This window comes from Kitasatospora sp. NBC_01250 (assembly GCF_036226465.1).
Taxonomy (GTDB): Bacteria; Actinomycetota; Actinomycetes; order Streptomycetales; family Streptomycetaceae; genus Kitasatospora.
In genome coordinates, this window is the sequence record NZ_CP108476.1 from 7,701,125 (window position 1) to 7,722,525 (window position 21,401).

At 73.6% G+C, this 21,401-nt stretch carries 12 protein-coding genes; 4 read left to right on the plus strand and 8 right to left on the minus strand.

What is annotated here, in order from left to right; all coding sequences use genetic code 11:
• Nucleotides 1-79 precede the first annotated feature (79 nt).
• Both OG500_RS32570 and OG500_RS32575 read left to right on the plus strand, forming a co-directional pair.
• Nucleotides 80-805, plus strand: a complete 726-nt coding sequence (locus tag OG500_RS32570) for a class I SAM-dependent methyltransferase (protein ID WP_329585366.1) — start codon at nt 80-82, stop codon at nt 803-805.
• 455 nt (nt 806-1,260) lie between these two features.
• Complete coding sequence (locus tag OG500_RS32575) at nt 1,261-2,529, plus strand: S53 family peptidase (protein ID WP_327070424.1); 1,269 nt, start codon at nt 1,261-1,263, stop codon at nt 2,527-2,529.
• Nucleotides 2,530-2,674: 145 nt separating this feature from the next.
• On the opposite strand, the gene OG500_RS32580 is transcribed toward OG500_RS32575, so the two are convergent.
• The 7 genes from OG500_RS32580 to OG500_RS32610 all read right to left on the minus strand — a co-directional run bounded on the left by OG500_RS32580 (nt 2,675) and on the right by OG500_RS32610 (nt 17,392).
• Nucleotides 2,675-3,151: a DoxX family protein gene (locus tag OG500_RS32580; protein ID WP_329585370.1), complete on the minus strand. Its 477-nt coding sequence runs from the start codon at nt 3,149-3,151 to the stop codon at nt 2,675-2,677.
• Nucleotides 3,152-3,451: 300 nt separating this feature from the next.
• The gene (locus OG500_RS32585) at nt 3,452-4,024 is read right to left on the minus strand and encodes a GNAT family N-acetyltransferase (protein ID WP_327071774.1); all 573 of its coding nucleotides are present in this window, start codon (nt 4,022-4,024) and stop codon (nt 3,452-3,454) included.
• 5 nt (nt 4,025-4,029) lie between these two features.
• On the minus strand, nt 4,030-10,701 hold the full coding sequence (locus OG500_RS32590) for a WXG100-like domain-containing protein (RefSeq protein ID WP_329585373.1): 6,672 nt from the start codon (nt 10,699-10,701) through the stop codon (nt 4,030-4,032).
• A 5-nt stretch (nt 10,702-10,706) separates the two neighbouring features.
• On the minus strand, nt 10,707-11,849 hold the full coding sequence (locus tag OG500_RS32595; RefSeq protein ID WP_329585376.1) for a hypothetical protein: 1,143 nt from the start codon (nt 11,847-11,849) through the stop codon (nt 10,707-10,709).
• Nucleotides 11,850-11,940: 91 nt separating this feature from the next.
• On the minus strand, nt 11,941-14,298 hold the full coding sequence (locus OG500_RS32600) for a WXG100-like domain-containing protein (RefSeq protein ID WP_329585379.1): 2,358 nt from the start codon (nt 14,296-14,298) through the stop codon (nt 11,941-11,943).
• A 133-nt stretch (nt 14,299-14,431) separates the two neighbouring features.
• On the minus strand, nt 14,432-15,004 hold the full coding sequence (locus OG500_RS32605) for a hypothetical protein (RefSeq protein WP_327070429.1): 573 nt from the start codon (nt 15,002-15,004) through the stop codon (nt 14,432-14,434).
• A 102-nt stretch (nt 15,005-15,106) separates the two neighbouring features.
• A complete protein-coding gene (locus OG500_RS32610; protein ID WP_329585387.1) occupies nt 15,107-17,392 on the minus strand; it encodes a WD40 repeat domain-containing protein in 2,286 nt (761 codons plus the stop codon).
• A gap of 626 nt (nt 17,393-18,018) precedes the next feature.
• On the opposite strand from OG500_RS32610, the gene OG500_RS32615 reads away from it, so the two are divergent.
• Nucleotides 18,019-18,759: a class I SAM-dependent methyltransferase gene (locus OG500_RS32615; RefSeq protein ID WP_329585390.1), complete on the plus strand. Its 741-nt coding sequence runs from the start codon at nt 18,019-18,021 to the stop codon at nt 18,757-18,759.
• 33 nt (nt 18,760-18,792) lie between these two features.
• Here OG500_RS32615 and OG500_RS32620 read toward each other — a convergent pair whose 3' ends face one another.
• Nucleotides 18,793-20,364 carry an MOSC and FAD-binding oxidoreductase domain-containing protein gene (locus tag OG500_RS32620; protein WP_329587867.1) on the minus strand — a complete coding sequence of 524 codons (1,572 nt, stop codon included), beginning with the start codon at nt 20,362-20,364 and terminating at the stop codon, nt 18,793-18,795.
• Nucleotides 20,365-20,788: 424 nt separating this feature from the next.
• Between OG500_RS32620 and OG500_RS32625 the strand changes: the two genes are divergently transcribed.
• Entirely contained in the window at nt 20,789-21,367 is a 579-nt protein-coding gene (locus tag OG500_RS32625; RefSeq protein ID WP_329585393.1) for a 3'-5' exonuclease, read from the plus strand.
• Nucleotides 21,368-21,401: the final 34 nt, after the last annotated feature.

Genomic DNA, 21,401 nt, shown 5'->3' on the forward strand with positions numbered 1-21,401 from the left:
CGGAACCTCCTGATCAAGGAAGCCCGAGCCGGTTAGCGTGGGGCAAGGTCGAATCCCTTGATCAGGAGGTCCTGACGGTATGACATCCGAGGAGACGGCGCAGCGGGCGCAGTACGACGCGATAGCGCGGCGCTATGACCGGCACAGTGCGGTCAGCCCGTACAACACGTTGCTGGAGCGGCCGGCCATGCTGGCCGCCTGTCCGCCGCTGGCCGGCCGCAGAGTCCTCGAAGTGGGCTGCGCGGGCGGCCGGTTGACCGAACTGCTGCTGGCGCGGGGCGCCTCGGTGGTCGGCTTCGACGCCAGTGCCGCCATGGTCGACCTCGCCCGGCAGCGGGTCGGCGGCGCGGCACGCCTGGTCGTCCACGACCTGCGCGAGCCGCTCGACTTCGCGAGGGACGCCTCCTTCGACGTGGTGGTGGTCTCGCTCTGCCTGCACTATCTGCGGGACTGGGTACCGGCGTTGACCGAGCTGCGCCGGGTGCTGGCGCCGGGCGGGGTCGTGCTGGTCTCCACCGGCCACCCGATGGCCGAGCAGCGCCTGTCGCCCAGCGGCGACTACCACGCCGTGGAGGAGGTGCACGACGAGTGGCCCACCGAGGAGGGCCCGCCGCTCGCCGTCCACTTCTTCCGCCGCCCGCTGAGCGCCTCGCTGGACAGCGCGCGACAGGCGGGCCTGGTGCTGCTCGACCTGATCGAGCCGCGTCCCGACCCCGCGCACCGCGAGGCGTACGGCGCGGCCTTCGACGCCGTGTACCGGACGCCGGTCTTCCTGCTCCTGGTGCTGGGCCGGCCGCTGGACTGAACCGGCGCTGTCACCGGCCTGCCGAGGCGGCACCGGGGCGTACCGAGAGTGACGGCCCCCCTGGGAGTCGGCTGAAAGGCCGGGGCAGGTGCCCGGATGAGAGCGGGGTCAGCGCGTGGATGCGGCCCGGCCGACCACCAAAAGTCCGTCAGGCCAGGGGACTGACCTCCCGTCAGGCATGTTTCGCGGCACAGCCCATCGTCAGCCCAAGCGATGGTGACGACTGCGCGGAGATGATGGAGACGGCGGGCCTGGCGAGGGGATCGTGTGCCGACCCTGCCGCACCCGTTGTCTGACGAGTTCATGCAAATCTAAGGTCATCCCCAGCCGCAACCAAGGCGCGTCACGGCGGGATGAACCACCGTCAGTGTTCGCGTGCGGCCGGAGCTCTCGGCACCCCACGCCCAGGGCCGACCCCCACATTCCGGTTCACCAGAACAGAGGAGCACGTTACCTTGCGTACCTCCGTCACGCCCGCCGTCCGGCGCGCCGTCCTCGCGGTCACCGCCGCCGCCGGCCTCGCCGTCTCCGGTTTCGCCGCGATACCCGCGTCGGCCGCACCGGCGAGCACCGCTCCCCAAGGGGTGAGCTTCGCGCGGTCCTGTGCCGACCCGCTGCCCGGTTTCCTGGCCTGTAACGCGCTGCGCGTCACCGGCGGCACCGTCAAGGCGCACGCCAAGGGCCTGCACGCCAACGCCCGGTCCGCCAAGGCCGACGGCTCGGTCTCCGGCTTCGGCCCCACCGACATCCAGAGCGCGTACAACCTCACCTCGGCCGCCGCCTCCAACGGCGCGGGCGAGACGGTCGCGATCGTCGACGCCCAGGACGACCCGAACGCCGAGTCCGACCTGGCCGCCTACCGCAGCCAGTTCGGCCTGCCCGCCTGCACCTCGGCCGGCGGCTGCTTCACCAAGGTCGACGAGAACGGCGGCACCAACTACCCGTCGCCGGACCAGGGCTGGGCCGGCGAGATCTCGCTGGACCTGGACATGGTCAGCGCCACCTGCCCGAACTGCAACATCCTGCTGGTGGAGGCCGCCTCGGCCAGCACCCAGGACCTGGGCACCGCGGTGAACCAGGCGGTCTCCATGGGCGCCAAGTTCGTCTCCAACAGCTACGGCGGTTCGGAGACCTCGGACGAGGCGTCCTCGGCCGACCAGTACTACAACCACCCGGGTGTCGCCATCACCGCCTCCGCCGGTGACAGCGGCTACGGCGTCGAGTACCCGGCCGCCTCCCCGTACGTCACCGCGGTGGGCGGCACCTCGCTGACCGCGGACTCGAGCTCCCGCGGCTGGAGCGAGTCGGTCTGGGGCACCAGCGCCGGCGGCGAGGGCACCGGCTCCGGCTGCTCCGCGTACGAGGCCAAGCCGAGCTGGCAGACCGACAGCGACTGCGCCAACCGCACCGTCGCCGACGTCTCCGCGGTCGCCGACCCGGCCACCGGTGTCGCGGTCTACGACACCTACGGCGCCACCGGCTGGAACGTCTACGGCGGCACCAGCGCTTCCTCGCCGATCATCGCCTCGGTGTACGCGCTGGCCGGCAACCCGAGCGCGGCGGTCCCGGCGGCCGACGCCTACGCCAACACCTCGGCGCTGAACGACGTCACCAGCGGCACCAACGGTGACTGCGGCGGCTCGTACCTGTGCACCGCGGGCGCCGGTTACGACGGCCCCACCGGCCTCGGCACCCCGAACGGCCTGGCGGCCTTCACCGGCTGAGTCCGGCCGGCCGACTGACCGTCGACCCAGTTGAAACCGCTGCCGCGAAGCGCCCTGCCTGGCGCTCCGCGGCAGCGGGCTGTCCGGGCCCGACGCGCCGTGCGGGCCTGACGTGCGGGCCTGACGTGCCGGCCCGACGTGCGTACTACGCAGCCGACTTCGCGGGCGACTTCGCGGTCGGCCGGGCCTGGGGCGCGACCCGGTCACCGGCGGCGGCGCGGCGCACCAGCGAGTCGATCGCGAAGCTGCCGGGGCCGACCGTGGCGACGGTCAGGAAGATCCAGCAGAACAGCACCGAGAGCTCGCCGCCGTTCTGGATCGGCCACAGCGCGTGCTCCTGATGGACCGTGAAGTACGCGTAGGCCATCGAGCCGGAGCAGAGCAGCGCGGCCGGCCGGGTGCCCAGGCCCAGCAGGACCAGGGCGCCGCCCACCAGTTGGATGAGCGCGGCCCACCAGCCGGGCCACTGCCCGACCGGCAGGCTGTGGCCGCCGTGGGCGCCGAGGATGCCGAATATCGAGGAGGCGCCGTGGCAGGCGAAGAGCAGGGCGGTGACGATCCGGAACAGCCCTAACACGTGGGGCGTCGCCTGCTCGGTCAGCGGGCGGGGAGTGGCTGCCATCGAAGGGGCTCCTTGGGTGACGTGGGGACAGGCCGCCGCGTGGCGCGCGGAGTCCGCTGCCCAGGACCCCGCCGCCCGACCGCGGCGGGAGGGCCGCGGCATGCCGAGGACCGGCCGGACCGACCGCGCGCCGATGATCATCATTGACGCGATTGCGTCAAGTCTGACGGTCCGTCGGCTCTCCTGGCCACCCCTCAGCGCTCTGAGAATTTTCTGTACGGCTGCTGCAGAACCGCTGCAACACCGCTGAAACACCAGGGGAGGCCCCGCGCCCCCAACACCGGTCCACTGCCACCCGGTTCAGCTCAGGTCCTCGGGGACCAGCGTGGCGTGCACCGCGTCGTGCAGGCGGTGGCTGCTCGAGCTGCGGAACAGCGCCGGCCGGTAGCCCGCGCGACGGAAGCCGATCCAGGCGCCCATCACCTGGCTCGGCATGTTGTCGGCCGCCGCATAGGCGTCGATCCGTGCCAGACCCAGCTGCTCGAAGCCGAACCGGCAGATCAGGCGCAGCGCCCTGGTCGCCGTGCGCAGGCTGCGGGCTTCCGGCAGCAGCCACACGACGACCTCGGCACTCTGCGTCCCGGCCCGGAAGTCGACGAGTTCGGCCCACCCCACCGCCGGCCCCGCGCCGAGGGCCACCACGAAGTAGGCGGCCCGGTCCTCGGCCCACAGCCGCGGCGGGACCCGGTCGAGCCACTCGGCGGCGGCCGACCGGTCCCGGTGCGGGACGACGCCCTGCAGAAACTCGCGCACGATCGGGTCCCGGGTGCCGGCCAGCACGGTGTCGGCGTCCTGCTCGGCACTGGGCGGCCGGAGCAGGACGTCACCGTCGACCAGGGTCGGCACGCCGGGCAGCGAACTGAGCGGTCGCATCGCGGTCACGGCTTGAACTTCTTCTGGGCCTGGACGATCTCGCCGTCGCTGTCGTCCGAGCTCCCGATGTCGCCCTCGTCGCCGCTGCTCTCGTCTTCGCTCTCCTCCCAGTCCTGGCGCTTCCCGCCGAGACCAGGACCGTGGACCTCGTAGTGGCCGTCCTCCAGGTCCAGCTCGATGATCCTGGTCGGGCCGGGTTGGACCGTCAGCGGTGCGAGGAGATGCTCGGTGCCGTCCGGCAGGTGGACGCGGATCGACGCGCCGAGCGCGGTGGCGACGATCTGGGGAGCGAGGTCGCCGGCGTTCCCCGCCCAGTTGCCGCTGGTCGACAGTGTCTCGATGAGGTCGTCCATGCCCACCCCGTACTGGGTTGCGTGCTGCCGGACCGTCTCCAGGTTCCCGTCCTGGAGCACCCAGTCGGTGACCCGGCTGCGGAGGTCGAGCGCGGCGTGATGGGAGGGCGGGGCGCCGGTCAGGGCCACGCCGACGGCGTGGTAGAGGCAGTCGCCGTCACGCGGGATGGTGTTGCCGAGCATCGCGGTTCCGAGTCGGAGCGAGATCTCGTCATGGCTCGGCGGGGTGGTCGCGGGGGTCTCCTTGAACGTCTTCTCCGCCTCCGCGAAGGCTTCCAGCTCGGCCGCCTTCGCCTGTGACCGGGTGGACGGCGCGTTCACGAGGCCGTGGTAGTACCGGGTCAGCGCCGCCAACTCCTGCGGCCGGTCCGTCGGCCGGTCGGCGCTGGTGACCGCGCCCAGCCACTTGCCGAGCTGCGTGATGTGATCCGGCGGCGCCGAGAACGTACCGAGGGCCTTCAGCCCGAACTCGCCGCGGTGCTCGGCCCATGCTCCCTTCACCGCCTGCTCGCCCTCCTTCCCGAAGGCGAGTGACATGCCGCGGTCCCAGTTCCCCAGGCCCTTCAGGTACTGCTCGGCCCCGAGTGCGGTCTTGGCAGCGGAACTGGCCTTCAGGCCCTCGAGGTTCTTCGGGGTGAACGTGCGGCCTGCGAGTTGGTTGATCGCCTCCTGGTCGACCGGCCCCAGGACCTCGGCGTGCGCCTTCCAGTCCTGGTACGAGTGCGCCAGGTCCTTCAGCCCCATGCCGAACGGCGCCGCCCCGTCGAAGTGGCTCGCCAGCGCCCTGGGCCCGACGGGGGCCCCGTCGTGCCCGCCCTTGGTGACCGGCAGATCGATCTCGCCGCTGCTGCTGGCGGTGCCGCCCTGCAGGTGGTCGGGGAAGCTCGCGAACGGCATCTTCTGGTGGACCGTCACGAAGGTCTCCAGGAGGCCGCCCAGCTTCCGGGACGCTTCGTGGTCGCTCGCGGAGTCCAGTGTGCCGAGCTGCTTCTGGGCCTCCTTGATGGCCTTGAGGTCGTCGGCGTGGCCCGGCATGTCGCGGACGACGGTCTCCATACCGCTGAACCGGTCGCCGAGCCAGTTGCCCAGCTCCCTGGTGCCCCGCCCCTCGAAGGAGAGCAGCGTTCCGCGCAGCAGCGACCACGACCCCGTGTGGGAGAGCTGTCCGCCACCGCCGAACTGCGTGGGGGGACGGTCCTTTTCGCTCAGCATGATGCGGCCGACCCGGGGCCCGTCCGCTCCGCCCGGCTTGACCGAGACGTCCGCGAGGAAGCCCTGCTTCGGAAGCTTCCCGGAGCCGTAGGTCTCCGGCGGTGGGTTGGTCTTGTCGAAGCCGAGTTCCTTGAGGATCGCCGGGCCCTCCTTGCCTTCCATCAGCTTGGGGAAGGAGCGCAGCAGGCCACGGGCCAGGTGCCGCTTCGCGGCGACCACGTCCTCCGGCGTCAGCGACTTGTTCTCCTTGAGGTCGAGCAGCTTGTTGCGGACGACGTCCCCGATGGTGTTCTCCCCCACCGGCTCCTCGTCGCTCTCGTCACCCGTGCCCTCGTCCTCCTGGGGCTTCGGCTTCTTCGCCGCGTTCTGCTCGGCCTGGTCGAGCCCCTTCATGGTGGAGTGCTCACCGCGGCCGACGGCCCGGCCGTCGGCGAACGAGGCGAAGCTGGTCAGCTGCGACAGCTCGACGTAACCCGAGAGCAGGTCGCCCAACTGCTCGTGCCACTCGTGCAGCTGCTGGTCGTGCGGCGGGGTGTCCGGGAGGCGGTCGAGCCGGTCGAGGATGTCGTCCCAGCGGGTCGCCACCTTCGCCGCGTCCTTGGCCTCGGCCCCGGTGCCGCGCGGCTTGTACTCCCGCAGCTCCTTGACCTCGGTCTTGAGCTCGGTCCACAGCTCGTGGGCATTGCGCCCCGCCAGTCCGCCGACCGCGCGGCGGGTCAGCGTCCAGGGCACCGTGTGCGAGCGCTGCTTGCCTCCGTAGCGGGTCATCGGGCGGTCGGCGGAGATGGAGATCTCGCTCACCTTCACCTCGTGGCCGGCGAGCTTGTCCGTCCGGCCCTCCGGTACGTCCAGGTGCACCCCCACCGGCAGCGGGCGGCGCTGCTCGACCGGCGGGCGCGGCGGGCCGGTCCGGGAATCCTGCGAGCCACTGCGCATCGACTCGTCGGAGTCGCTCTCGGACTCGGTTTCGGAGTGCCGGCCCATGGAGGCATCGGAGTCCCGGCCCATGGACGTGTCGGACACCCGGCCCATCGACGCGTCGTCGTCGCTCTCGCGCTCGGACCCGGAACCCATGGAGACGTCGGAGCCGTCGCGCTTCAACGGCGCCACCGGCGGTGCCGGCGGCGGGTCGTGGCGCACCGAGGAGCCGGGACGGGCCGCGGGCTCCTGCTGCTTCGGCAGGGGCGGGGGCGGCGGCGCGAGCGGGGGCTCGTGCTGGAGGGGCACGGTGGCCTCGGGCTGCTGGTGGTCCGCGCCGGTGCCCGCCGGCTGGTGCTGCTCCGCGCCGGTGCCCGCCGGCTGGTGCTGTTCCTGGACGGTGGTGGGGTCGTGGTGCTCCAGCACGGTGGTCGCCGGCTCGTGGTGCTGCGTGGGTGCGGCGGGGGGCACGTGCTGTCCGGGCACGGCGGGGGGCTCGTGCTGCAGGGGCACGGTGGCCTCGGGCTGCTGGTGGTCCGCGCCGGTGCCCGCCGGGTGGTGCTGTTCCTGGACGGTGGTGGGGTCGTGGTGCTCCAGCACGGTGGGCGCCGGCTCGTGGTGCTGCGTGGGTGCGGCGGGTGGCACGTGCTGCCCGGGCACGGCGGGGGCCTGGCGCTGCGGTGGCACGTGCTGTCCCGGTACGGCCGGCGGCTGGTGCTGCGGGGGCACGGGTGCGTGCCCCACCGGCGCGGGCGGGAGCGTGCCGTCGCCGAGCAGGTTGCGGACGGCCTCGTGCAGGTCGTGGTCCTCCTGCACCGCGTTGACCGGGTTGGCGGGCTCCGGGTGGATCGCCTGCGGGTCCTTGCCGTACAGCCGCTCCATCAGCGGGAGCAGGTCCGGCTCGTTCTCCTTCACCCACTCGGGGCCGTTGTTGCGCGCCTCGCCGGTGTAGAGGTCGGTGCCGTGGTTGGTGCCGAGGTAGGCGTTGCTGACCTGGGCGAAGTACTCCAGCTCGTCGCGCGAGGCGTAGTTGTCGTTGTCGGTGTCGTGCAGGTTCCGGGCACCGTCGGACCAGGTGATCGGCGTCTCCTCGCCGAACATCCTGGTCATGTCGTCGGTGTTGATCTTGCCCTGGTACGCCTCGGTGATGGTCCGTCGGTCGTCGGGCGACAGGCCGTACTGGTGGATGTTGTGGGCGAACTCGTGCGTGGAGGTGGAGTAGCCGTCCGCGTAGTCCCCGGCACCCGGCACGGTGGTGTGCCCACCGAGCAGGTTCTCCTCGGCGAAGGCCGTGTGCAGTCCACCCGAACCGCGGATGGTGTCCCACCCGCGGCCGCCGCCGGAGGCCCCGCCCGCCTGGGCGCCGGCCAGGCGCTGGAACGCGGGCACGTCGGTCATTTTGACGCCCTTGGGCACCACCGTCACGGCGGCGCCGCGCTTGAGCAACTCGGCTGCCACGTGCGGGTCCTGGAGCATCCGCGCGACCTGGGCCTGCGCGGCCTCGCGGGCCGAGACCGGCTGCTCGCTGCGCGGGTCGACGTTCACCATGAAGTGTGCGGCGGTACGCGCGAACTCGTCCGGCGGCAGCTCGTCGCGCAGGCGGTCGACCAGCTCCGGGTTCCGGGCGAGCCAGTGCCGCCCGTTCGCGTCCAGGCTGCCGATGGCCTTGGCCCGGTCGGCCGGTGTCATCCCCGGCAGCTTGTCGACGAGTTCGGTGGCGTGATCGATGTCCGTCGTGCGGAAGACGTCGCGGCTGTGACCCTCCGCCATCCACTTGGTGTGGGAGGTCAGCACGGGCGGCCGGTTGTCCACGGGCTTGGTGTTCGCCTGCCGCGTACCGCCCCCGGCCGACCGGCCGGTGCCGGTGCCGCTGCTGGTGCCGGGTGGCGGCGCGGGCCGGTCCGAGTCGGGTCGCGGCCCGGCCGGGCGCTCCGGAGCCGGACGCAGCCCCCCGAGCGAGGTGGTCGGGCGGGGGGCGCCGGGCGCCGGTGGCGGCGGAGCGACGTCCGATGTGTCGTGACGGGGCACGGGGGTGGGTGTGGGTGTGGCGAAGGCGGGGCCCTCGGCCCGGCCACCACCGCCCGCCCCCGCGCCCGCCGGAACGCTCACGGGCGGCGCGCCGGCCATGACCGGCTGCTGCTGGGCCTCGTGGTCGCCGCCGCCGTGCGAGGAGGCGGGCGCGGCCGACGGGGACGGCACGTGGTCGCCGAACCGCATGGAGGACGGGTCGACGGCGACCGCACTGTGGACGGGCGCGGGCATGCTCGTGTCGTCGAGGTGCACGCCGGACAGGACCGGGTGCGGGACGTCGGACGACTGGAAGGCCGGAGCCTCCACCCGGGTCGGGGCTTCGGTGCGGATCGGGGTGGTCTCGACCGGGGCCGGGGCGTCGGTGCGGATCTGCGTCATCTCGACCGGGGCCGGAGCCTCGGTGCGGATCTGCGTCATCTCGACGGGGGCCGGGGCCTCGGGCCGGATCTGGGTGGTTTCCACCGGGGTTGGCGCGTCGGTGCGGATCTGGGTCGTCTCGACCGGGGTCGGAGCCTCGGGCCGGATCTGGTTGGTCTCCACCGGGGTTGGCGCGTCGGTGCGGATCTGCGTCGTCTCCACCGGCGTCGGGGCAGGGGCCTCCCGCGGGGTCTCGACGGTGGGCGTCGGGCGGACAGCCTCCTCCGGCGCCGGGGCGTCGGTACGGATCTGGGTGCTCTCGACGGGGGTTGGGGCCTCGGGCCGGATCTGGGTGCTCTCGACGGGGGTTCGGGCTTCGGGCCGGATCTGGGTCGTCTCGACCGGCGTCGGGGCAGGGGCCTCCCGCGGGGTCTCGACGGTGGGCGCCACGGGCTCGGGCTCGTGCACGGCCGACCGGTTCTCGGCCGGCAGGTCCGTCGGCGTGGGCGAGCGGTCCGCGTTCAACTGCACGGGAGCAGCGGGCTGCGGCTCGGCCTCGGGCTCGACGCGCGAGGATCCCGTCGTCCGCCCGCCGGTCGACCCGGTCGAGCCGGTCGACCCGATCGGTTCGTTCGAGCCGCTGCGGTCGGCGCCGCTGCCGGTCGGCGAGGTGGTGTCGCGATCCAGGGTGAAGGGTGACAGGCCGTGCGGAGCGGTACCGCCGTCGTCCTGCGACGACGTGTCCTTGACGCCGCGGAACGTCGAGCCGGAGCCCGAGCCCGTGCCGTCGAGCCCGGCTCCTGCGTCGTCGCCGAGGTTCGGGTTGCCGCTCTTGGTGAAGACGGGGTTGCCGGTCGAGTCGAGGTGCGTCTGCCCCGGGGGCAGGTCGTGGTGCGGGATCTCCGGTGACGGCGGCCCGGAGTGACCCCGGAACGCACCGGCGGCCGCGTGCGCACCGGCGGCCCCGGCACCGCCGAGCCCCGAGCCGAGCAGGGTGCTGCCGTCGACGTGCCCGGTGGTGATCGCCTGCGTGGTCGCGTCGGTGGCGACGCCGACCGCGGCTCCGGTGGCCATCTTGCCGGGGACGGTCCCCATCGCGCCCCTGAGACCGAGTGCGGCCCCGCCCTCGCCGACGCCCTTGCCGATCAGGTGCCCGGCCGCACCGGCGACCGCTCCGCCCTCCGCGGCCTGCCCGACCTCCTTGAAGTCGATGCTCTTGCGGTGGCCCTGGGCCACCTCGATGCCCTGAGCCATCAGGTTGATGGCCGCCATCTGGGCCGCCTGCTTGGCCGCCATCGTGACGACCTCCTTCAGGAAGGCCTTCAGCAGCGCCTGCACGGCCGCACGGCCGGCCGCGATGGCGATCGGGATCTGCGCGAGCGAGATGCCCAGGGTCTCGGGTGCCTCGGCCTCCGCCGTCGCGATGTCGAAGGCCAGGATGGCGAGTGACGCGATGATCTGGATCTTGGCGGTCTCGGCGGAGTTGGCCATCTCCTCCAGCATGTCGCCCATGCTGTTGCAGGAGTCGACCAGCCCGGGGAAGTAGCCGGGCTGGTCCGCGGTGCCCTTGCCGACCGTGTACTGCGCCCAGAAGGTGTTCAACGACTCGGCCGCGGAGCCCTGTTGCCCGTCCAGCGCCTGCTTGACGGCGTTGTCGGCGGCGTGTCCGGCGTCCTCCACGCTCTTCGCCGTCTTGCGCCAGCGGTCCGCCATCTCCCGCAGCGCGTCCTCGTCGGCCTCGGGCCAACGGGTGCCGGCGAGCAGCATCAGGACCCACTGCAGGGGTTCGGGCAACTCGACTGCCATGGTTCTCAGCCCTTCCCGTTCACGGGGGTGCGGTCCTGGGCGGGTGCGCCCCGGTACATCGGCTCACGGGGCAGGATCGGGCTGACCGTCGTCTCCATCGGCTGCAGCGGCGCGCTCTGCTGCGCCGGAGTGTCCGCGTTGTTCAGGTCGCCCTGGACGGAGCCGTCGGCCCCCTCGTAGCCGTCGGCCATCGCCTTGAGGCCGTCGGCGACGTACTTCAGGCCGTCCGGCATGCCGTTGAGGGTCTTCATGGTGTCGGCGCTGTACTTCAGGTAGCCCTTGTCGCCCTCGGCGAACTTCTTGCCCGACTCGTCGTTGCCCCACGGCGCCTGGCCCTCCATGGTGGAGAGGAAGGCGGTCATGCCGGTGCTGAGCTCGGTGAGTTGTTCGACAGCGGCGAGCAGGGGCGAGACCGCGGCGCGGTAGCGCGACGGGTCGACCGCGAAGCCGCTGCCGGCCGCTCCACCGGATGTGCCACCGGTCGGGCCGCTGGTCGCAGTGCTGGAGTAGGGCGTCGTGCTGGCGAGGCGGGGGGTCGCGTCGACGGCGGAGAGGGGCACCCCGATGGTGAGGTTGCGGGGGGTGGCGTCGACGGCGGAGAGGGGTGTCTCGGTGGTGAGGTTGCGGGGGGTGGCGTCGACGGCGGAGAGGGGTGTCTCGGTGGTGAGGTTGCGGGGGGTGGCGTCGGTCAGGAAGGGGGTGACGCTGGTCGGGGTGGCGTCGTCGGGCGAGAGGGGCCTCCCGATGGTGAGGTCGCGGGGGGTGGCGTCGACGGCGGAGAGGGGTGTCTCGGTGGTGAGGTTGCGGGGGGTGGCGTCGTCGGGCGAGAGGGGCCTCCCGATGGTGAGGTCGCGGGGGGTGGCGTCGTCGGGCGAGAGGGGCCTCCCGATGGTGAGGTCGCGGGGGGTGGCGTCGTCGGGCGAGAGGGGCCTCCCGATGGTGAGGTCGCGGGGGGTGGCGTCGTCGGGCGAGAGGGGCCTCCCGATGGTGAGGTCACGAGGGGTGGCGTCGACCGGCGAAAGGGGCACCTCGGTGGTGAGGTTGCGGGGTGTCTCGGTCAGGTACGGCGTCGTGCTGGTCCCACCGCCGGATGCGTCGGCGGAGTACGGCGTCATGGTGTCCGCGACGGTGCGGGAGTCGTCATCCATGGGGCTTCCGAATCATTTGGTCAACGTGGTCGGTGGGTCCGTCCGGTGCCCGCGAGCCCCGCACCATGAAGCGGGCGGGGCTCGCAGGCACCTAAGCCGCTCCGGCGCCTTCGAGCGCCCCGGCGTCGGCGAGCTTGGCGAGCGCCGCCCGCAGGAAGGGGCTGGGCACCTGGTAGCCGCCCTCCTCCAGCAGCGGGGCCTTCTTGGGGGCTGCGGCCGGCGCGGCGGACTCGGGAGCGTCCGGGTGGCCGCGACGGGCGGCGGCACTCTTGGCCCGGTCGAGGTAGGAGTCCGGCTCCGAGGGTGCCGCCTCGGCCGCCGGCCGATCCGCCGCCTCCTCGTGGACCCGCGCCTCGTGTGCCGACGCCTCGTGGGCCGGCGCCGCGCCGCCCACCAGGGCCGCACCGTCCCCGCCCACCGGGGCCGCGTCGGGGTCGGTGCCCAGGATCGCGCTGGTCAACTGCGTGGCCAGGGTGTGCTTTTCCTCGCTGGTCTGCGGCCCGGCGGTCGGCTCCACGGCGCCGTCCTCGACCGTCGCACCGCCTTCGGTGCGGGCGCCGTCGAGCCAGTTGCGGCGCAGGCGCTGCCAGGAACGGTCGCCCTGCCGCCCCTCGCCGGCCACCCCGACGATGCCCCGGTCGGTCAGCGCTGCCTCGTCCTCCTCGTCCGCGATCTCGGCACCGAAGCGGGTCGGTCGGACGTACTTGGACTTGCCCTTGCGCTCCGCCCTGCCCGCGCCGCCGCCGCCACGGCCCCCGAGCGCGCCGGCCCCGCCCGCGACGGGCGTCGCGCTGCGGCTGGTGCTGCCGGCCCCGCCGACCCCGCCGGCGGCCCGTGCCGCCTGTGAGCCGAGGGAGGCGGCGGTGGACTCGGCCGTGCCGAGCTCACTCGCGACGGAGCTGCCCAGGGCCGCGCTGCCGGCCGCCCCCGCGAGGTTGGCCCCGCCCACGCCGCTGCCACTCACGTCGCCCAGGTTCAGGCCGCTGCCACTGCCACTGCCGCCACTCCCACCGAGGCCCGAACCGCCGAGCCCCAGGCTGCCGACCCCGCCGCCTGCGCCGCCCCCGCCACCGCTGCCGAAACCGCCCCCGCCGCCCCCGCTGCCCGTGCCGTCGCCCAGTCCGGCGAGCGAGAGTGAGCCGAGCTTGTCGGTGCCGTCGGGCGTGGGGAGGCTGAAGGGGATCTTCGTCCCGCTGACACCGTCGGGACCGCCGGTCGTGCTGATCGGCGCGGGGAAGTCGAGACCGGTCAACGGCCCGCCGGTGGAGCCGGAGTTACCGGTGTTGGCGGCGTCGCGCCCGGTGAACGAGGGCAGCGTGGGCGACCCGCCCTGCCAGGGGCTCAGCCCCGAGGTGCCGGTGCTTCCGGTGGAGTAGATCTTGGGGGTGGTGCACGGCGATCCGTCCAGCCCGGCCAGGTCCAGCTTCGGGGCACTGGTCGACAGCGGCTGGAAGACCGGCATGCCGTCCTTGCTCATGGGCGAGGTGGGGGCGGTGCTGGTGTCCGTCATGAACGGCTTCAGCTGTCCGGTGCCCGGCAGGCTGAACGACGGTGAGGTGCCGTCCTTCGACTGCAGGGACGGCATCGTGGCGTCGGGCATCTGGAACGGCAGCGGCGCCTGCGTCGAGCCGGGGCCGCCGGAGGTGCCGCTGCCGCCCGGACCGCCGGTGGGGAGACTGAACGGAGTGACCCCTGTGCCCCCCGTGCCGTCCGGGCCGCCGGGGGACGTGCCGTCCGGCAGCTTCAGCGCGTCGACCTGGGTGGGCAGCAACTGGCCGTCGGGCCCCAGCGCGTCGACGCCGGTGGGCAGCGGCGGGCCCGAGGTCGTCCCGTCCGGCAGGCCGGTGACGGGGTTGATCCCCGAACCGCCGGAGGTGCCGCTGCCGCCGGGCAGCTTGCAGACCGCGCCCGCACCGGTCATCGCCTCCACGAAGCCGCTGTTCTGACGCAGCATCGTGTTGACGTTGGTGCCGACCTGGCCGATGTAGGAGTTGTAGAGGTCGGCAGCCTTCTTGACGCCGTCCGACTGCGCGATGTCGTCGTGCTTCCCGGCCGGGTTGTTGGCGATCCACTCCTTGGTGTACTGGAGTTCGCGGATCATCTCGGTCTTGGTGTGCGCGACGGCGGTGCTCGCCGAGTGCAGCGAGTCGCCGATCGCCCGGCCGGCCGCCAGGGTGGTCGCCGCGTGCGAGTCCTCGCCGCTGCCGTACTTGCGCAGGTAGTCCTGGAAGGTGTCCGCCGCCTCGCCCGACATCGCCGAGGAGGCCTGCGCGGCGCTGCTGACGATGGCCGGGATGTGGCTCTCGGCCACGGACTTCCAGGTGTCCCAGGCCTGCGCGAGCTGGCCGATCAGGTCCTCGTCCGCGTCCGGGAAGACGATGCTCGAACCGTCCTTGTTGCTCTGGACGGTCTTCAGGACCTCGGCGAGATCATCGGGCAGTTCGATCACGGCGACGCACTCTCCTCGACGGGACGGTCGGGCTTGGCAGGACGGGTGAAAGCCAGGACGGGTGAACGGGCGTGCGGCGGCGAGCCACGGTGGCACCGGGCCGGGGCACGCCCGGCTCGGCTGGTGGTCCTGCTCAGATCAGCTGGTGCCCGCCGGCACCAGGGTGGGCGCCGACGTTGTTGACGGGGTACTTCTTCGTCGTGCTGTCGTCGGGCAGGGTCGGCGCGGTCGGATCCTTGTACGTCGGATCCTTGGTCGGGTCGTCCTGGTAGGCCGTGCCCTGGGACGGGTCGTCCGTGGGGGTCGGCGTCGGGTCGGTCGTGTCCGGACCCCGGTCCGGCAGCGTGGGCGAGGTGGTGTCGCCGTTGGTGCCGATGCCCTTCAGGTTGGCGGCCTGCTCGCCGTCGTTCGTGCGGTGGCGCTGGCACATCAGGGTGAGGTTCTGCGCCATCGAGGTGGAGTTCGTCAGGTAGTCCTGGATACCGGCCAGCACCTGCTTCTGGTGGTCGGCGAGGCCGCCGACCGAGGAACTGCCGCCGGTCAGTGCCTTGCCGAGCGCGTCGGTGCCGTACACCGACGGCTGGACCTGCTGGATCACCGCATTCAGCTTCGCCGTGGCCGTGGTCAGCTCGTCCAGCAGGCCGTGGATCTTCTTCGCGGTCGCCTCGACCGTGTCCAGGTCGATCTGTACGCCGGTACCAGCCATCGATTCCCCCGCGGGTTTTCCTAGAGTCGGCTGCGGACAGCCGGGACGACAGAGATGACGGAGCGGACCTCCGTGGGCCGACGCGCCGCGCCGGCCCGGAGGTCAGAGCGTGGTGACCCCGCCCGGGCCGACCACCGTGAGACCGGTGTCCGCGAAGCTGATGGCGAGCGCGGCCTGGGCCAGGCCCGCCTCGTTGAGCAGGGTGCCGCTCGGCAGGTGCCAGAGCCGCAGCGTGCCCTGCTCGTCGCCGGCCGCCAGCAGCGTCTCACCGTCGAGGTCCTGCGCGACCAGCGTGCGCACCGAGGACGCACCGCCGGTGAGCGAGGCGATCCGGCTCCCGTCGTGCACCGCCCAGACCAGCACCGACCCGTCGGCACCGCCCGCGATCACCACCGGACGCCCGCCGAAGACCCCGAATGTGACGGTCTCGGCGGCTGCGCCCAGGCCCTCGCAGACCGGGCCCGCCTGCCCGCTGACGCCGTGCCAGAGCCGCACCGTCCGGTCCCGGCCCGCGGTCGCCAGCAGCAGGTGGCCGTCGGCCTCTCCGGCGGCCAGCGCGGTGATGCCGTCCTGGCCGGTGGCCACCTGGAGCAGTGGCGTCCCGTCGAGCGCCGACCGGACCCGCAGGGTGCCGTCGGCGCCCGCCGAGACCAGCGCCGTGGCTTCGCCGCCGCCGGTGCGGAAGGCGAGCCCGGTGACGGGGCCCGCGTGCGGCGCGGGCACGGGGAGCGGTGCGCCGTTGGTCAGCGCGTGGCTGCGGACGGCGCCGGCGGCCGTGCCGCAGACCAGCACCGCTCCGTCGGGGCCGCCCTGACCGATCGCCAGCGAGGTGATCGGGCCGCCGTCCGGGGCGAGCGCGTAGAGCTCCACGCCGATCCCCGCCTCCCACAGCCGCAGCGTGCCGTCGCCGTACCCCACCGCCAGCACCGGACGGCCGGTCAGCTCACCACCCGCCAGCGCGGTGACCGGGTGGGCCGCCGCGCCCGGGACGGTGAACTCGCCCAGCGTCGAGCCGGTCGCCGCGACCCAGCGCGAGAGCCGGCCGTTCTGCTGCCCGACCACCAGCACCGGGCCGGCGCCCGAGGCGACGGCGACGATGCCGGTCAGCCACTCCTCGCCCACCGGCCAGCCGTGCAGGGCTTCGGCCCGGCGCACGTCCCAGGTGCGGACCGTGCCGTCCAGCGCGCAGGAGGCCAGCACCGGACGGTCCGCCAGCTCGGTGAAGGCGAGCCCGGTGACGGTCGCGGTGTGGCCGTCGAGCTCGGCCACCGGCTCGCCGGTCGCCAGGTCCCAGAGCCGGATCCGCCGGTCCGCCCCGCCCGAGGCCAGCACCGCCTGGTCGCCCAGGCTCAGCACCGCGAGCGCGGCCACCGGTCCGACGTGTCCGACCAGCAGGTGCAGTTGCGTCCCGGAGGCCACGTTCCAGACCCGGATCACGCCGTCCTGGCCCGCCGCCGCCAGCAGGTCGAGGTCGGCGCAGCGGGCGGCGCACAGCACGTCGGCGCCGTTCCCGTTGACCGAGAGGGTGCCGAGCGCCTGGCCGGCGTCGGCGCGCATCGCCCGCACGTCACCCCCGTCGGCGCCGCCGGAGAAGGCCAGCGGCACGTCCTGGACCAGGCCCACCGCCACGGCCTGCGCGCCCTCGCCGCCCGAAGTCCCGTGCAGCACCGCGCCCGAGACGGCGTCCCAGACCTGCACCGCGCCGTCCGCACCGCCGACCGCGAACAGCTCGCGGCCGGCCGTGGCACCGAGCGCCACCGCGGTCGGCAGCAGCCCCGCATCCGGGCCCGAGCCGCCCAGCGGCTGGGCGTCGTCCAGGGCGGTGAGGCCGAACGAACCGTCCTGCTCGGCCAGCGCGTAGGCCGCGCGACCGCGCACGACGCCGATCGCGGCCACCGCCCGGCCGGCGTCGGCCGACGCCCCGACCGGGTCGAGGCGCAGCAGGGCGGCGGGCAGCGCCGCCGGGTCGGCCGGCCGCAGCACCCGGGCGGCCAGCGCGTCGAGCAGCGCGGCGAACGCGGGCACCGGGTGGGCGGTGCCGTCGCGCCACACCGCGTCGGCGTTCCCGGGGATGCCGGTGGTGGTCAGGCCGCGTGCCGCGGCACCGGCCGGGGCCGCACCCGCCGGTGCGCCGGCGGGTGCGGCGCGCAGCTCGGTGGCGACCCGGCGCAGGAACGCGGTGTCGGTGGTGCCCGTGCGGACCAGGGCCCCGGCGGTCACGCGGAACGCGCCGTCCAGGCCGAGGAACACCTCGGTGGCGCCACCCGGCAGGTGGTCGGCGCCTGCGCCGGTCAGCCGAAGGCCGGCATCGACCGTGCCGACCGCTCCGGTGCCGACCGATCCGGCGTCGGCTGTGCCGGTGCTGGCTGATCCGTCGATCTCCGACATGCGGATCCTCTCCTGTCACTCACCTGGTTGGGCTGACCAGCGGTCAGCGGGGCCTTCGGGGTCGGGGCGCGACGTGCGTGGGCCGGGGTGGGCCGACGCCGCCGGCGCCACGGGGTCAGGGCTGCGTCGTCGTCTCCCGCACCGGGCGGGACCTACGGGCGTAGACCTGACGTCACGTCAAGCATTCTGGCGGTAGGACGACGACGACCCGCGAGCGGTTCCCCACGAAATTCAAGACAAAGGCGGGAGTGGCGGGGCGGCTCCCGCAGCTGGCTGGACGTCAAGGCCCGTGACCTCCGAGGGTGTGGAGTTCGCGCTCTGAGCAGCGCCCCCGGCCCGATCCGCGCACCTGCGCAGGATGTCCGTTTCCCCCACGGCCACGGTTGGCGGCACGACTGGAGACGATGCGGACAGGCTCATCGAATCCCCCTCGTGGCGCCTGGCGGGGTTATCAGATCACGTTGTTGGTGGTTGTTCAAATTTGACGAGTATGAGGAGTGCCCGAAAGGGCACGTGCGGGGGGAGGGGCTCCCGTCCGTCGCGACACCGGGTCGATGCGATCCGCGACACCTGCCGTCCGCCCTGAACCGGTTGCTGTCACGCAGTCGGCGGCGGACACTGTCGCCATGTTCTCGGATGCCGAAGTCGCCGCGCTGTACGACCTGTTGAACCCCTGGGATCCGGACCGGCGGCCCGGGGACCGCTTCTACTTCCCGCTGATCATGGCCGCGGACTCGGTCCTGGACGTCGGCTGCGGCACCGGCGCGATGCTGCACGTCGCCCGCGACCACGGCCACCGCGGCCGCCTCGTCGGCCTCGACCCGGACCGCGCCGCGCTGGACCGCGCCCGCCGCCGCGGCGACATCGAGTGGGTCGAGGGCACCGCGGCCGAGGCGAGCAGCGGCACCGGTTTCGACCTCGCCGTGATGACCGGCCACGCCTTCCAGAACCTGCTCACCGACGACGAGCTGCGCACCTCGCTCGCCGCGATCCACGCCGCCCTGCGCCCTGACGGCTGCTTCGCCTTCGAGACCCGGCACCCGCAGGCCCGGGCCTGGGAGGGCTGGACCTCGGCAAACCCGGAGGACATCGCCGACGTCGTCACCGAGAGCGGCCGGCACCTGCGCTACTGGCACGACGTCGACTCGGTGACCGGCGACGTGGTCGCCTTCCACGGAACGGTGGCCGAACCGGACGGCACGGTGCTGCGCGAACTGCACGAGAGCCTGCGGTTCCTCGACGTCGCGGCGCTGGGCGGGTTCCTGGCCGAGGCCGGCTTCGCGATCGAGGCGCAGTACGGGGACTGGGAGGGCGGGCCGATCGACGCAGCCAGCCGCGAGATCATCACCCTGGCCCGCCGGGGGTGATGCGCGGCCGGTCCGTCACACCTGCCGGTCCGGTCACAGGTCCAGCACCAGGTCCGAGGCGGGACGCGAACAGCAGATGAGCAGGGTGCCGGTGGCCGGGGGCTCCAGCGGCTCGGGCCGGTAGGCGCTCCGCCCGGACAGCACCTCGGTGACGCAGGTGTGGCAGACACCGGTGCGGCAGGACCAGCGGGTCGGCACGTCGCACGCCTCCGCGAGTTCGAGCAGGGAGGTCGTCGTGGCCGGGTTCCACCGCGCGCTCAGGCCGCTGCGGGCGAAGGTGACCAGCGGCCCGGTGCCGGGCTCGCCGGCCGGCGGGTGCGGCGGGACCTGCGCGGCCGGACGCATGCCCGGGTTGACGGGAGCGAGCGTGCCGAACAGCTCGGTGTGCACGCGGCGCGCGTCGAGACCGAGGTCGACCAGCGCCTTGGTGGTGTCGGCCATGAACCGCTCGGGCCCGCAGAGGTAGGCCGAGGCCCCGCTCGGCAGGCCGAGCTCCGCGAGGACCCGCGCGGTGAGGCGGGCGTGGCTGACCGGGACCGGTGAGGGCTCGGCCGGGTCCGCCGGTGCGGTGTGGAAGACGAGTTCGCGCGCAGCCGGCATCCCGTTCAGCAGCGCGTGCGCCTCGCGCGCGAACGCCTGCTGCGCCGCGTCACGTGCGGTGTGCAGCCACCAGACCTCGCGCCCGCCGGATCCGCCGCCGCCGTGTTCGGCGGCGAGCTGGTGGAGCATCGCGAGCACCGGTGTGACGCCGACGCCCGCGGAGATCAGCAGCACCGGCCCCGTGCCGGGCGCGAGCACGAACTCGCCGCGTGGTGCGGCGACTTCGATGCTCATGCCCGCGCGTACCCGGGTGCTCAGAAAGGCGCTGACCGCGCCCTCGCGCTTGACGCTGATGCGGTACCGGTCGCTGCCGGGCGCCGAGGAGAGCGAGTAGCTGCGGACCGCCGGCACACCGTCCGGCCCGGGGACGCGCACGGTGAGGTACTGGCCGGGCAACGCGGGCGGCAGCGCCGCCTGGTCGGGCGCCGCGAGGTGGAGGGAGGTGATGGTCGAGCTCTCGGGAACCACGGCCGCCACGCACAGCGGGCGGAAGCCGCTCCAGGCCGGCGCGGCCCCGGTCGCCCCGGTTGTGCCGGTGCTCCCCGCCAGCAGGTCCTGGAACGACTGGCGCCAGCCGGGGCTGAGCGCCGGGATGTCCACGGCCGCTTCGAGCAGGCGGCGGTCGCGGTTCGGCAGGTACAGCAGCGCGTCGATCCGGGCGACGGTCAACGCGTGCGGGCCGCGCCGGGTGCGGGTGATCGCGTCCCCCGCCCGCACCTGCCCCTCGGTGATCACGCGCAGGTAGAACCCGGGCCGGCCGTGCTCGACGAGCAGGGCGGGCAGGGTCGGGGCGTCGAGGCGCAGACCGAGCCGGTAACAGGTCACCCGGGGCTGGGTGACCTCGAACTCGGCCTGGCCGATGCGGTACCGGTCGCCGATGCAGACCTCGTCGTCGGGGAGGCCGTCGACGGTGAAGTTCTCGCCGAAGACACCGAGGCCGAAGTCCTGGGCCGCACCGCCCGCCCCCGATCCGTCGCTGCCCAGCTGCTCGCGCCAGTACGCGATGGGATTCGGCCTGGTAGACCAGCACGGCGCGCTGTTCGCCCCCGTGACCGGCGAGGTCGCCCTGGCCGTCGCCGTCGAGGTTGAGCCGGCGGGCCGTCACCGGTCCGTCGACCGGGGTCTTCCAGATGCCGGTGTGCACGGTCCGGTCACGCCAGGAGACGTCCTTCGGCATGCCGACGTTGACGGAGAGCAACTGGGCCATCGTCCACGGCCTCCTTCCCCGGGGCCCGCGCACCGGCGGCGCGCCCGCCCGGACCTGTGCGTGCGGCACCGAGTCTGTCAGTCCGTGCGCCGCGCACCGTGGACCGACGGGCCGATGGCCCGACGCGGTGCGGCCGGGCCGGCGACCAGGTCCGCCCGTGCGGGTGCGTCCGGCCGGCAAAACCAGGTGCCCCGGTGCGCCGCTCCTCCTACGCTTCCCGCCATGGACAGCATCGGCGCCGCGCGCCTCCTGAACGTCGTGGACGTCGAAGCGACCTGCTGGGACGGCGACCAACCGCCGGGCGCGGTCAGCGAGATCATCGAGATCGGGCTGACCGTCGTCGACCTGGACGCCGGCGAGCGCCTCGCCCGCCACCGGATCCTGGTGCGTCCCGCCCGGTCCACGGTCAGCGAGTTCTGCACGGAGCTGACCGGCCTCACCCAGCACGAGGTCGACAGCGGGGTCGCCTTCGCCGAGGCGTGCCGCCTGCTGGCGGCCGATCACCATGCCGGGGCCTGCCCGTGGGCCAGTTGGGGCGACTACGACCGCCACCAGTTCACCCGGCAGTGCGAGTCCACCGGCACGCCCTATCCCTTCGGTCGGCACCACACCAACGCCAAGGCCGCCTTCACCGAGGCACACGGCCTGCGCAAGCGCCCCGGCATGGCGCACGCCCTGAACCTCGCGGGGCTGCGCCTCGAAGGCCGCCACCACCGCGGCGAGGACGACGCCTGGAACATCGCCGCCCTCGTGCTCCACCTCTCCGAACGGGGAGCCTGGCCGCGGTCCGCCGCGTCCTGACGCGCCGGGGCCTGCTCCTGGTGCGGGGTCGAGC

Bases quoted from the DNA above. Each gene is read 5' to 3' on its own strand.
- OG500_RS32570 (WP_329585366.1), top strand. From the start codon at position 80: ATGACATCCGAGGAGACGGCGCAGCGGGCGCAGTACGACGCGATAGCG.
- OG500_RS32595 (WP_329585376.1), bottom strand. From the start codon at position 11,849: ATGGATGACGACTCCCGCACCGTCGCGGACACCATGACGCCGTACTCC.
- OG500_RS32590 (WP_329585373.1), bottom strand. From the start codon at position 10,701: ATGGCAGTCGAGTTGCCCGAACCCCTGCAGTGGGTCCTGATGCTGCTC.
- OG500_RS32610 (WP_329585387.1), bottom strand. From the start codon at position 17,392: ATGTCGGAGATCGACGGATCAGCCAGCACCGGCACAGCCGACGCCGGA.
- OG500_RS32625 (WP_329585393.1), top strand. From the start codon at position 20,789: ATGGACAGCATCGGCGCCGCGCGCCTCCTGAACGTCGTGGACGTCGAA.
- OG500_RS32580 (WP_329585370.1), bottom strand. From the start codon at position 3,151: ATGGCAGCCACTCCCCGCCCGCTGACCGAGCAGGCGACGCCCCACGTG.
- OG500_RS32605 (WP_327070429.1), bottom strand. From the start codon at position 15,004: ATGGCTGGTACCGGCGTACAGATCGACCTGGACACGGTCGAGGCGACC.
- OG500_RS32615 (WP_329585390.1), top strand. From the start codon at position 18,019: ATGTTCTCGGATGCCGAAGTCGCCGCGCTGTACGACCTGTTGAACCCC.
- OG500_RS32585 (WP_327071774.1), bottom strand. From the start codon at position 4,024: ATGCGACCGCTCAGTTCGCTGCCCGGCGTGCCGACCCTGGTCGACGGT.